Origin of the sequence: Methanomethylovorans sp., from assembly GCF_050177135.1 — an archaeon.
Lineage (GTDB): Archaea > Halobacteriota > Methanosarcinia > Methanosarcinales > Methanosarcinaceae > Methanomethylovorans.
The window spans coordinates 1-13,028 of record NZ_JBFXHJ010000018.1 but is presented as its reverse complement, the minus strand read 5'-3'; the positions used below and the strand labels follow the sequence as shown (position 1 = coordinate 13,028).

Annotated in this window: 13 protein-coding genes; 7 read left to right on the top strand and 6 right to left on the bottom strand. The window is 41.8% G+C overall.

Annotated features, from left to right (window positions below; all coding sequences use genetic code 11):
* Both AB7U21_RS02800 and AB7U21_RS02795 read left to right on the top strand, forming a co-directional pair.
* Positions 1 to 1,656, top strand: a 1,656-nt coding sequence (locus AB7U21_RS02800) for a disaggregatase related repeat-containing protein (protein WP_428386883.1), incomplete at its 5' end; no start/stop codon positions are given.
* A 489-nt stretch (positions 1,657 to 2,145) separates the two neighbouring features.
* On the top strand, positions 2,146 to 2,727 hold the full coding sequence (locus AB7U21_RS02795) for an acyltransferase (protein ID WP_333787696.1): 582 nt from the start codon (positions 2,146 to 2,148) through the stop codon (positions 2,725 to 2,727).
* Positions 2,728 to 2,796: 69 nt separating this feature from the next.
* Here AB7U21_RS02795 and AB7U21_RS02790 read toward each other — a convergent pair whose 3' ends face one another.
* From AB7U21_RS02790 to AB7U21_RS02765, 6 genes are all read right to left on the bottom strand, one after another.
* Positions 2,797 to 3,930: a DUF362 domain-containing protein gene (locus tag AB7U21_RS02790; RefSeq protein ID WP_333787697.1), complete on the bottom strand. Its 1,134-nt coding sequence runs from the start codon at positions 3,928 to 3,930 to the stop codon at positions 2,797 to 2,799.
* 108 nt (positions 3,931 to 4,038) lie between these two features.
* Positions 4,039 to 4,779: an SDR family NAD(P)-dependent oxidoreductase gene (locus AB7U21_RS02785; RefSeq protein WP_333787698.1), complete on the bottom strand. Its 741-nt coding sequence runs from the start codon at positions 4,777 to 4,779 to the stop codon at positions 4,039 to 4,041.
* A gap of 12 nt (positions 4,780 to 4,791) precedes the next feature.
* Positions 4,792 to 5,760 (bottom strand): NAD(+) synthase, encoded by a 969-nt coding sequence (gene nadE / locus AB7U21_RS02780; RefSeq protein WP_333787699.1) that lies wholly within the window; start codon positions 5,758 to 5,760, stop codon positions 4,792 to 4,794.
* Between the two features lie 81 nt (positions 5,761 to 5,841).
* Complete coding sequence (locus AB7U21_RS02775) at positions 5,842 to 6,867, bottom strand: hypothetical protein (RefSeq protein ID WP_333787700.1); 1,026 nt, start codon at positions 6,865 to 6,867, stop codon at positions 5,842 to 5,844.
* Entirely contained in the window at positions 6,848 to 8,326 is a 1,479-nt protein-coding gene (locus AB7U21_RS02770; protein ID WP_428386879.1) for a class I adenylate-forming enzyme family protein, read from the bottom strand. Before AB7U21_RS02770 ends, AB7U21_RS02775 begins: the two co-directional genes overlap by 20 nt.
* 4 nt (positions 8,327 to 8,330) lie before the next feature.
* A complete protein-coding gene (locus AB7U21_RS02765) occupies positions 8,331 to 8,576 on the bottom strand; it encodes an acyl carrier protein (protein ID WP_333787702.1) in 246 nt (81 codons plus the stop codon).
* Positions 8,577 to 8,976: 400 nt separating this feature from the next.
* On the opposite strand from AB7U21_RS02765, the gene AB7U21_RS02760 reads away from it, so the two are divergent.
* The 5 genes from AB7U21_RS02760 (at position 8,977) to AB7U21_RS02740 (ending at position 12,980) form a co-directional block, all read left to right on the top strand.
* Positions 8,977 to 10,035 carry an N-acetyltransferase family protein gene (locus AB7U21_RS02760; RefSeq protein ID WP_428386876.1) on the top strand — a complete coding sequence of 353 codons (1,059 nt, stop codon included), beginning with the start codon at positions 8,977 to 8,979 and terminating at the stop codon, positions 10,033 to 10,035.
* A gap of 44 nt (positions 10,036 to 10,079) precedes the next feature.
* A complete protein-coding gene (gene dinB, locus AB7U21_RS02755; RefSeq protein WP_333787704.1) occupies positions 10,080 to 11,171 on the top strand; it encodes a DNA polymerase IV in 1,092 nt (363 codons plus the stop codon).
* An 11-nt stretch (positions 11,172 to 11,182) separates the two neighbouring features.
* Positions 11,183 to 12,037, top strand: coding sequence for an ion transporter (locus AB7U21_RS02750; RefSeq protein ID WP_333787705.1), 855 nt, complete (start codon positions 11,183 to 11,185; stop codon positions 12,035 to 12,037).
* A 110-nt stretch (positions 12,038 to 12,147) separates the two neighbouring features.
* The gene (locus AB7U21_RS02745) at positions 12,148 to 12,351 is read left to right on the top strand and encodes a hypothetical protein (RefSeq protein WP_428386895.1); all 204 of its coding nucleotides are present in this window, start codon (positions 12,148 to 12,150) and stop codon (positions 12,349 to 12,351) included.
* A gap of 179 nt (positions 12,352 to 12,530) precedes the next feature.
* Positions 12,531 to 12,980 carry a hypothetical protein gene (locus AB7U21_RS02740; protein WP_428386873.1) on the top strand — a complete coding sequence of 150 codons (450 nt, stop codon included), beginning with the start codon at positions 12,531 to 12,533 and terminating at the stop codon, positions 12,978 to 12,980.
* The last annotated feature ends 48 nt before the right edge of the window (positions 12,981 to 13,028 follow it).

Below are 13,028 nucleotides of genomic sequence, written 5' to 3'. Positions count from 1 at the left end.
GAAGCTACAGGTAAGACAGCTACAAAGACATATACAACAGCAGGAACGTATACAGTGACACTTACTGTTACGGATACAACTGGGCAGAAAGCTACAGATACAGCAACTGTAGTCGTGGGTGGAACAACAACGACCGCACCACCTGCATCAACACCTGCAGAAGGTTCGGTCTCTTATCCTACCTATGACAACGGCCTGAGGACCTCATCTCCAACCAGTGTATTCTCCACTGTCAACTATATTGACATAGGAGCGAGTTCAGCTAGTTGCAGGGATGTCATGATGTTCGATCTGAGTGGATATGAAACTACAGACACGATCAGCAAAGCAACTCTTTCACTGTACTGGTATTATCCGGCGGCTTCCACACGTACTTCTGATACAGTGGTAGAGGTATACAGACCGGCAGAGGAATGGGACCCTAAGTATGTTAGCTGGAACAACCGCGCATCCGGAACTACATGGAGCACAGCAGGAGGGAGCTGGTACGATAAGAACGGAGCTGCACAGGGCAGTACACCGTACGCATCACTTACATTCCCGGCCAAGACAGTACCTGGTAACAAGTACTATGACCTAGATGTCACTCAGCTTGTGCAGGAATACGTAAGTGGTAAATACAAGAACACGGGGTTCTTCCTGAAGTCCAGAACAGAGAGCGGCAATTACATTGCATTCTACAGCTCAGAGTGGTCCAATGCCGCACAGAGACCGAAATTGACAGTGTCAACAGGGGATTCAACTCCATCGAGCGGTTCAACAGTTCCCAATGAGATAGATGCTGCTCCAGTCGCTAATGCTGGTGCGGATAAGACTGCAACCGTAGGTTCTTCTGTCAGTTTCGATGCAAGTGCCTCTACCGATGATAAAGGCATAGCTTCTTACTCCTGGGATTTCGATGCTTCAAATGGCATAACAGCCGAAGCTACAGGTAAGACAGCTACAAAGACATATACAACAGCAGGAACGTATACAGTGACACTTACTGTTACGGATACAACTGGGCAGAAAGCTACAGATACAGCAACTGTAGTCGTGGGTGGAACAACAACGACCGCACCACCTGCATCAACACCTGCAGAAGGTTCGGTCTCTTATCCTACCTATGACAACGGCCTGAGGACCTCATCTCCAACCAGTGTATTCTCCACTGTCAACTATATTGACATAGGAGCGAGTTCAGCTAGTTGCAGGGATGTCATGATGTTCGATCTGAGTGGATATGAAACTACAGACACGATCAGCAAAGCAACTCTTTCACTGTACTGGTATTATCCGGCGGCTTCCACACGTACTTCTGATACAGTGGTAGAGGTATACAGACCGGCAGAGGAATGGGACCCTAAGTATGTTAGCTGGAACAACCGCGCATCTGGTACTGCATGGAGCACAGCAGGAGGAAGCTGGTATGATAAGAACGGAGCTGCACAGGGCAGTACACCATACGCATCACTTACATTCCCGGCCAAGACAGTACCTGGTAACAAGTACTATGACTTCGATGTCACTCAGCTTGTGCAGGAATACGTAAGTGGTAAGTACAAGAACACGGGGTTCTTCCTGAAGTCCAGAACAGAGAGCGGAAATTACATCGCATTCTACAGCTCAGAGTGGTCCAATGCCGCACAGAGACCGAAATTGACCGTGAATGCCTGATAAAGCACAACAACTATGAGCGGAAGTAATTTCGCTCGACCTTTTTTTATTTTCTTTCTCCTGTGTTTACTATAGAGGATTTCGATAAACCTGTTGTTTTTAGCGCTTATTTATATACACTTTATATGATGATTTTCAAATATCTGGGTTTTCCGAAATCCTCTATAATCATAGTCTAAAGCCAAAAGTAATTTTAAATAATAATATATTTATAGTTGAATTGATAATATAATGAATTAAAATATTGATGAACTCTAATTTGATGATTAGATCATCTGTAAAAGTTATATAGAAAATAACTGTTTAAGCTTTATTTACCAACATATAGTAATAATTATATACTTTAGATATCTTGTTTGCAATATGCAAGGTGATGATCAGCTGTTATTTATACTGTTTTAGGGAATGTGTTGTAAATAATGATGTCGATACCATCGGTATTATAACTTCATACGGATATAAGAGCGATTTTCATCAGGTGGGCGCAAAATGGTTTCGGAAATGGTTTCTGATAGGGACAAGATTTGTTTTGGAGAAGTGGCTGAGCATTATAATGAGAATTTCCTTGTATTTGGAATAAAATACTTTTGGAAATGGCTTTTAGAACGGCTTGCATCAACTTGTCCGATACCTTCCTGGAGAGCAAAATTCCACAAAATGAGAGGGGTCAATATTGGAAAAAATGTGTACATCGGTTATGATGTTATTTTTGATAGACTTCATCCGGAAATGATCACAATAGAAGATTTTGTTGAAATTGGTGATCGCTGTATACTATCCGCTCATTCAAGAGGCAGTCTGACTACAAGAAACGCATATCCACGAACCATAGAGCCAATTGTTATCAGACATGGTGTTTCTGTAAACCCGGGATGTATAATAACTCAGGGAGTAGAGATTGGAGAAAATTCCATAATAGGGATTGGATCTGTAGTCAGCCGCAATATTTCTCCAAATAGTCTTGCTCTAGGCTTCCCGGCCAAAGTTGTAAAAAAGCTGGATGTTGCAAATGAAGATAAGACTGAAGAAAAATTAGAAGCTAGACCAGAAGTTAAATCAGAAGTTTGTTGACTTCATAATATATGCTAAGTAAACAATGGACTTTATCCGTGTTATTTCTGCATGATATGTTCAGAAATATTACTTTTTTCCTCTGGTCATGATCCTTACAAGTAGCGATTTTTTAATCTCTACGGCATGACTTGGGCAAAGCTCGCGACAACAGTAACATTGGATGCACTTTTCTTCGTTGATTTTCAATGAGCCATCCTTTTCTTCGATAGCGTCTACTGAACAGTTCAAAACACATGCCTTGCAAAGAGTGCAGATCGAAGTATTGATGAAAGGCTTTACTGTAAACTGCTTTCTAAGTGTCCTTCGAAGAAAACGAGGCATAAGAGCAAGAGCTCCACCTGTTGGCCTTTTGAACTTGATCTTTACTTTCTCCAAAGGCGTGCCTACAACTTCAGGATGCTCAGTACCAAATCCTCTGGAAAGTGCAGCTTTATTAGTAGGTATCTGCAATGGATCGAACCCTATAAGTTCCGACGCTACCACATCCAATGCCACACAGTCATAACTTGCCATGATAACTCCTGCAGATATGGATGTACCAGCTGAGGGACCATCCCCTTCCATCCCTATCACCCCATCCATTACCGCAAGATGGGGTTTGATGAAAGAATAGATATCCACAACTGCCTCTCCAAAAAGGTCACGGTCTTCCAGAAAATGAGCAGCTTTTCTGTCTTTCCGGGGGATGGCACCAAAAAAGTTTTTAACAGCTCCCGTATAAAGAGTGAGCTCATGTGTCTTGAGCTTGGGAAGTGAAATGATCACATCAGCGTCCATTACTGCCTTAGCTATATGCAGACGTGGGAACTGCTTTGCCTCAGGAACATCAACTTCATTAAAACCAGAGATTTCAAAATTGATCAGTTCTGCACCGCAATTTGAAGCAGCTTCTTCGATACCAGATGCTTTAAGGGCTTTTGCAGTGGCAGTTGAATCGGAACTTGTGACCCCGGACCCATCCCCTACGACAGGAATACCACCTGCTTCTTTAACAAGTTGGCACATTGCCGAAACAATTGCAGGATGAGTGGTAACTGCAGCCTCCGGCCGTTTAATAGCAAGTACATTGGGTTTTAATAGGACACGGCTACCTGGAGATATGATATTCTCAAGGCCACCGATCAGGTCTAGTGCTTCCCTGATAGCATCTTTGGCTTTTAAATAATCATCACATTGCACAATAGATACTTTAGTATTCATAATAATGCCCTCTAAAAATATAGCTATTTATCCCTGCTGGCTGTCAAAGCGAGAAAAGCAACTTCTTTTTCATTTCTCTCCATATAATGAATCGTGGCTGATGTCAAATCACATAGTTTGGCAGCCGTCCACCACAATAACAGACCCGCTTACATAACTTGCAAGGTCCGAACTTAAGAACAATACAACTTTTGCTACATCCTCCGGGGTCCCGATCCTTCCAAGGGAAATACTGGACAGCATCTTATCCCTTATGTCAGGTTTCATATCTTTGATCAGATCGGTCTCTATAAGACCTGGGGCAACAGCATTAACGGTAATCCCATACCTGCCAAGTTCTTTTGCAGCAGATCGTGTGAACCCGATGACAGCTGCCTTACTTGCAGAATAGGCCGTCTGTCCTTCACTACCCTGTAGACCAACAATTGAAGATATATTGACGATCCTTCCTGATCTTTGCTTTCTCATCATGTTAGTAGCATATCTGGTACACAGGAAGGTTCCCTTTAGATTGACATCGATGGTATGATCAAAAAGTTCAGTACTGGTAAGTGCAAGAAGACTATTTCGCATGATCCCGGCATTGTTCACCAGCACATCTAGCTTTGAGTGCTTTTCTTTGATAGAGCTGAACATATATTTTACTTCATCTTCTGATGAAACATCGGCCTTGATAATGGAAGCAGAGAGACCTTTTTCATGTATCAGGTCCACAAGTTCAGCTGCACTCTTTCCATTCTTATTATAGTTGACTATAACATGCGCATGGTTCTCTGCAGCAAGCAAAGCTATAGCTTTACCTATACCCCGGCTTGCTCCAGTGACCAGTACAACTTTACCATCAAGCATTTATCTCACATTTCATCTGTTAATAAAACAGGTAGGTGGAGCTGCTCTTATGTATTCTGTAGTTGTTTCTACCCTTTCTATATGTTTCAGGGCATTTTGTATAGTTTCTCTGGGCAAGCCTGTGTTCTTTTCGATCACGTCGAGAGATAACTTATGTTCCTTGCCATACAATAATTGGTCCATGATCTGAATAGGCATGCGCCAGTAGAAATCCTGATCTGATGTATAATGGCTCCATGTGTCAGCACTTGGCGGTCTCTTAATGATCTCCTCATTGACATTGAGGTATTTTGCCAGGGCATAGACCTGAGTCTTGTAGCAATCGGCCAGAGGCTCAATATCCACACCACCATCTCCATATTTTACGAACTGGCCAAGAGCAAGTTCTGTCTTATTGGTCGTTCCACAAACTATGTAGTTCTTTTTTTCCGCATACATATACTGAACGATCATCCTGGAGCGCTGCTTTACACCCTGTAATCCGATTATTTCCAGATAATCACTTGCTTTCAATCTGTGCTGTGCAACGGCCTCACCATCTTTGAAAAGTTTCAGATATGGGACGTTCACGGCTCCTGTGCTCAGGAAATCAGGCAACACCAGAGATGTTTCGTGAATGTTGGGATCATATTCAGGGCAGGTTCTCTTTATGACCTGTTCCTTCTTTTTATAGATATCCAGGGCTTCAAGTATGGGAGAGATGGGGACTTCTTCATAGGTCACTCCAAGACTTTCACAAATTTCTGCACCAAGGGTCTTGCTTGAAGGAGCTGATTCTTTCTCAGGAAGGAGCATACCAAACACATTCTCAGCTCCAAGCTCCTGTACACAAAGAGCAAGGATCACAGCTGAATCAATGCCACCTGAAACCCCTATAACAGCGCCTTTCTTCTTGAAACCAACGATCTTTTCCTTGATAAAGTGCCTGAGAGTCAGAGCAACTTCGTCAATATCCCTGTTAAGTTCATCCATTATCTGCATGGTATTTCTCTCCTTCTGTATCGAGCAATTAAATACTAAGAGACTGCTGACTATGAAAATGGAAACATCTGACCAATATGATTATCTCTTTAGAGGGGTCACCTTAACTTTCAATTCCTTGGAAACTTCATCTATCAATGGCTGTGAGAGTTCCTGATGAAGTTTTTCCAGTCCAACTTCTCTGGACATATCCCCATTCCTGACGATCCCTGCTATATCAAAAGCATATGGATGTATCCCATATTTTTCCAGGTGGTTATGACAGGCTAAAGAATTCAATTTACAGTTGGTTGAGTTACTGTCATTGAGTTTCGGGGGCTTCCATCCTACCCTGGTCACAGTTTCCAGCACCATATCCTCATTATAATCCCACATGCATAAAGGATGGATGATCATAGGAGGATTATCTTTGTCCATTTTTTCAATTACTGACTTTTTCATCATGAAACTTTCATCTTTGTCATCAATACCAATTTTCTCAAGCTGTTTTTCAAAAAGGTTTCTCGACAACTTGATGAAATTATAGTTTAACTTGATTATAGGATTAGGAGCCTGTCCGGCCGTGAAAGCAAATATTATGACCGGGGCATTTCTGGCAATGGCATATTCTATCAGCTTCTGCTTGATGATACTGATGCAGGTGTTGCAGATATCACTTGCTCTGTATTTAGCAAATTTAGGGAACGCATCTACAGAATCTGCAGCTTTTTTCCAAGTGCTGCATAGTTGCTGCTTATCCATTGTGAGTTCATAATAGTCTGATCCTGTGATCTCGCACATCTTCTTGGCATTTTCGATCGCGTTGTCAGATATGAAACCATTATTGAAAAGGACAGCCAAGACTTTCAGGAATGGATAATCCTTTTTGAGCTTATATAGCGTGTATGATGAATCTTTTCCTCCTGATAGTGCATAGATAACATCATATTCACCCCTGCCCTTGATCCGGTCAAAGATCTCTTCCATCTCTGCAAGGTACTTTTCCTTATCAGATTCAGTAAGAGGTTTAAATGTTTCACAGAAATGACAGAGGCCTGTGTCCTCATTGATAGTTATACCTGGCATCTCAGAATCCAGAATACATTTTTTACATACGATTTTTGACATTTTGGTATTCCTCTATGATCAATCGATTGCAGATCTTACCATTCTCAGTTAAGGGGAGATGGTCAATAAAGAGAATCTCCTTTGGGTATAAGTGTGCTGGAAGATTTTTACGGCAGAACTTGAACAAGGTATCAACATCTGTCTCTGGTTCAGGCACGACCATGAGACTTATCGCTGTCCCCATGAGGTCATGGGCTACTGGTACAACAAAGACCGCTGAGACCTTATTATTGTTCTCGATGGTTTTTTCGATTTCTCTCGGGTTCACCAGATGGTCGCCTATTTTGACGAGGTCATCCTTGCGTCCCATCAGTTTGAAGTACCCATTGGGCAGTTTCTGTGCAAGATCCCCGGTGTACATCCATCCGTCTATGATCTTCTTTTTAGTGGCAACTTCATCATCCAGATATCCCAGTAGTATATTATCACCTTTGGCAACCAGTTCAGCTGTGACATTTGGTCCAACTGGCTGTCCTTTAGAATCAAATACATCCAAAGTAACACCCGGAATTGGTTTACCTATCGTTTCAATGAACTCTTCTACATCTTCTTTTGGTACATAGGCAAGCCTTGCTGTAGCTTCGGTTTGGCCATACATCGGCAGTATCTCAATTCCAGGCACTAGTTCCTTTATATTTCTCACAATTTGCTTGGTCATTCCACCGCCTGCTGACGCAGCGGTCTTGACATTAGAGAACGCCTTTTTGAAACGGTCTGGATAGCGCAGCAGTATACGATACGTACTGGGCACTCCATAAAATACGGTCACGCCAGATTCTATCGAACTGAAGACCGAACCTATGAATTTCATGTTTCCCATTGCAATGCATCCGCCTGCCATCAAATGGGAGTTGATTATCGAATTTCCGAAAGCATGGTGAGGGGATATTACCATTGCTGCTTTATCATCAGGAGTGAGACCAAGTATCTCTATAATAGATGCTGCATTTGTTGTAAGATTCTTATCACTTAACATGACACCTTTAGGAGTACCGGTCGTACCAGAAGTATACAATACAAGTTTAAGTTCCGGGTGGTTTGATTCTATCGATATTTCCCGGCGTATGGATCTGACCGGCTTGTCGTCCGAAACGATTAGAACGGTCCCAAAACGCTCGAAAAAGCTGTCCCCGAATTTAGAATATTGTACCTCTGTAGTAATTATATTCCTGACATGAGAGTTATCGAGGATCTTTTCTAAACTGATCTTAGGCATTTCGATCGGCATAGGGATAGCAATATTATCCGACCTATACACTGCCATGAGCATTTTTATGTACTGGATCCCCATCTCTTCTAATATTGCAAACCTACAATGCCTGAATTCCCTCATTGATGAAGCAATATCACTAACGCTAGCTTCAAGCTTCTCATATGAGATAGAATTATTTCCCTCTTCCAAGGCAATGCGAGAAGGTGTTTTTCTGGCATGTGCTGTAAGATATGCATCTATTTTCATTATCTCACTTTGCAAGACTGGTTATCATATTAGTTAGTCCATGCAATGAATCCAGATTTTCCGGGATCAACATGTCTTCAGGGATTTCTACAGAATATTTTTCACTTATGTAATCCAATAGTTCAAGTAAACCGATCGAATCTATAATTCCATTCTGAGTGAGAGAATCAGCATCTCCCAACTCGGTGTTCTTGTCCATAAAAGAATTGTCTTTTAGGTAATTGACTATACTGGTTTTTATGTTTTCCATTAGCATACCTCAAATTTTTGTTTTGAAGATCAATGACCAATGTTAATCCATTTAAGAGTTTATTAACTATGCATTAGTATAAATATCTTCTGAACAAAATACCTCCCGACATATAGATGCCTTTTTCCTTCTAATACTATATATAATTATGTGTAAAAATATAGTTATTTTATGACAATTGTCGATTTGGCACTAAATTTATTTTTAAATAAATAAATTTTTCTTTGTGAATATAACTATAATTTCTTTTGTTAAAGTATATCATATAGTTCCAAAACTATTATATTTGCTGAAGTCAATTTTTATGTAGGGAGGAACTTAATTCTTTATAAAAAAAAACGTTGAGTTCAGAATCTATTTTTGTCAATGAATTAAAAAATAAGCTTTTGGGGGAAAACATATGGTAAGAATTAGACCCTTCATACCTAGTGACAATGATGCTTTGCTTGATATTGAAAAATTGAGCCCTCATGGCAATGACAAGGTAGCCATGGTGACAAATCTATCGCCAGATATTACCGCACGATATGAGCTTTATGATAACTGGAAGATAATGGTGGCAGAAGAACATGAACAAATAGCAGGTTATGTGGGCTGGACTGTTAAACATGGACCTCTGGGGCCTTATGTATATCTGACTGAAGTCATGGTAGATCCGGCCTTTCGTAGAAAAGGTATAGCTATCCAGTTGATCAGAGAGATGGAAAAGCATGCAGAAGATATCAAATCTTCATATATCTACTGTCACATCTACGGACCAAACGAACCCTACAGAAAACTTACAGAGAAGCTAGGCTATATAAGAGAGAAAGAGATCACAATTTGTGAGATCTCGACCACCAAGAAAGAGAAAGCCGAGAAAAAGTATTCAATTGACCATATTGACGGATCAGACCTGCCTGAAGCTGTTGGGCTTATCAACCAATACTATGCAGGAAGAACACATTTCATACCTTTCACACCTGAAAGTTTCAGGGATTACACAAACAGGATACTTGGATACGGACTTGAGAATTTTATTGTTGCTAAATATAATGGCACCATAGTGGCTTGTGGAGGTTTCTGGGATACGGCAGTACTTGTGGAGATGGCATATACACGGGAACCACTCCTATGGAAACTTATGGCAAACATGCAGAACATGCTGCGGCATTTTACACGCATACCCCTTGTTCCTAAAGAAGGAGAATATTTCAAGTTCCGTAACATCGTAAACCATGCATTCAAGCCTGGGCATCCAGATGCTATGGTAGAGATATTTGAACACTGCAGTTCCCTTATGTACGAAACAAAATGTGATTTCTTTGGCACATATATAGACCCGGTAGATCCACTGTTCGAACTGCTAAAAGTATTCAGGCCCCACCTCGAAACAGAGTACATATATGCAAAGCCGATTGCAGGAAAACTCCCGGATTTCAGTACTTTCTACGTGGACTGCAGGGATACGATCCTTTAACGGACGGGTTAACAATAAAAACTACTCCGTCCTTTTTCCTTGTAATGGAACGTGTGATAATACATGTGGACATGGACTACTTCTACGCTGCCATAGAAGAACGTGAAGATCCTTCCCTCAAAGATAAGGCTGTTGTGGTGTGCATGTATTCTAACCGAGGTGAAGAAGGAGGAGCGGTAAGCACATCCAATTATATTGCCAGAAAAGCCGGTATACGTTCAGCCATGCCCTGCAGGCAGGCTAAGTCCCTAAAACCCGATGCTGTTTTTCTTCCTGTACGCAAAGGGTTCTACGAAGAGGTTTCGGCCCGTGTCATGGACATACTTAGTTCTCATGCTGATAGTGAAGAAACCTTTGAGAAAATAAGTATTGATGAGGCGTTCCTGGAAATATCCCAGAACTGTGACAAAGACTTCGAAAAGGCACAGTATATTGGTATGCAGATAAAACATGATGTGCTGGAACATGAAAAACTGACATGTTCCGTGGGCATCGGCCCTAACAAGCTGATAGCTAAGATGGCATCATCTTTCCGAAAACCTGATGGTATGACAATAGTGAAGCCTGAAGACGTGAGAGATTTCTTAAGTCCCATGCCCGTAAAAAAACTCTGGGGCATTGGGAAGGTGACTGAAGAGAAACTCCAAAAAAAGGGAATTGAAACCATCGGTCAGCTTGCAGCTTATGATACCCAGGAACTCATCGCAGAGTTTGGTAAGAACCGGGGTACATGGCTCAAAAAAGCTGCATCTGGCATCGATGAATCACCTGTCACCGAGAGGACTGCCACGGACCAGATAGGCAGAATGGCCTCCCTGAAAGAGAACACCAGAGATGATGATATGGTATTCGCCCTTCTGGACGAGCTGGTGGATGATGTTATCAAAAAAGCCGTTTCAAGAAAAGTGAGTTTCAGATCCGTTACTATAACTGTTATCTTCTCAAACTTCAGAATGGCAACTAAAAGCCGCACTCTCAACCATGCGGTCTCTGACAAAGGTATCCTGCATGAGACTGCAAGAGAGATAATGTTGCAATTCCTTCGTGAAGGCAGCATGGACTTTCGGCGGATAGGTGTGAGAGTGGGTAACCTGCAGCAAAATATTGGACAAAAAAGCTTGTTCGAGTATTTCTGAAAGGTGGAACAATGGTCACTTTATTAAGGGAAAAAGAGAACAGGCCAGAAGGCCCTGAATGGAAAAAATGGTTATATAATGTGATCTTTGAAGCTGATACAAAAGCTGGAAAAAATTTTGATGTTCTGCTTATTGTCAGTATAGTCCTGAGTGTCATTGTGGTGATGCTGGATAGTATCAGTTCCCTGAGGGATACATACGGCACTGTACTGCACGGACTGGAGTGGTCCTTTACCATTCTTTTTACCATTGAGTACCTGTTACGTCTTACGTGTGTCAGGAGTAAAAGAACCTATGCGACCAGCCTCTTCGGAATAGTGGACTTGATTGCCATAATTCCCACATATATAAGCCTCATCATGCCTGGAAGCCAGTTCCTGCTTGTCGTCAGAGTGCTGCGTGTGTTAAGAATATTCAGGGTACTGAAACTGGTGCAGTATATCAGTGAAACAGAACTGCTACTGAGAGCATTGCGTGCAAGCAGCCGAAAGATAATCATATTCATGTTCACGGTGTTGACAATGGTAATTGTAATGGGATCGCTCATGTACCTCATAGAAGGCGAAAAGAATGGCTTTACCAGCATTCCCAGTAGCATATACTGGGCCATAGTGACCATTACCACAGTGGGATTCGGGGATATTGTACCTCAAACATCACTGGGCAGGGCGCTCGCTGCCTTTGTCATGATACTGGGTTACAGCATCATAGCTGTACCTACCGGGATAGTGACCAGTGAAATGTCCCTGGTTTCCATGGAAGAGAGAAAAAAGAGGCGTAAAAAGCTCATATGCTCAAAGTGTGGCCAGGACGACCATGATGAAGATGCATGTTTTTGCAAATATTGCGGAGAGAGGATCCAGTAAACAATTACTTACCTTCATCTGCCATATCGATAGTTTTTTCAAATCCCAGTCTCAGACTATTAAGGGCTGGAGCATAAGCTTGACAAGTTAGGATTCCAGGGAGAAGAACAATGGAATCAGATAGGATATCCTGTCATACATCAGTAAGGAAAGTATACGAAAGAATAAAAGAAGATGGAATGGCCATGCGCACTATGTTATTACGCAATGTCATGGGAGCTTCCACTTACCATTACCAATGCGATTTCGCGAAAGCGGATTTCCGAAGCCAGTACGGACAACATAGCAGGATAGTGGAGACACTGACGCCCTAAGGCTTGTCAAACTATTGACCCAGGACTGCAAGAACGTCACCTGAGGATCAATAGATGTGGAAACAGATGCTAAAAAAGCCGTATATTCCATGATGGAACATATAGAGAGCAACAGAAAAAAATTGGCATATGATATAGGATTACTAAAAAGAGGAATAGGATAAAGGGGGGCGGAGCACATGGAAGATGATAAGATGCAAATGCATGAGCGTATGCGCCATAATGCTGGACAAATGTTAATGGAAGAACACCCATCACATATGGAAGAACATGAACATATGGAACATGGAGATCAAAACCAGCAGAATAAGTATGGTTCAAAGGACATGCGCACAGGACACACTGACCACCATGCAATGATGGTCAAGGATTTCAGGAAAAGGTTCTTTGTTTCTGTCATTATCACCATCCCTGTGCTCTTACTGTCTCCAGTTATCCAGGAGTTCCTGTTTGCAGTTTTTGGGATAACAGTGCCCTCCTTTAGAGGTGATATTTATATACTGTTCCTGCTTTCCACAGTTATATTCTTCTACGGTGGCCGCCCTTTCCTTGTGGGTATCAGGCAAGAACTGATTTCGCATGCTCCCGGTATGATGACCCTGATAGCTGTTGCTATAACAGTAGCATAGATTTATAGTAGTCTGGTGGTTTTTGGCCTGTTGGGGATGATCTTATTC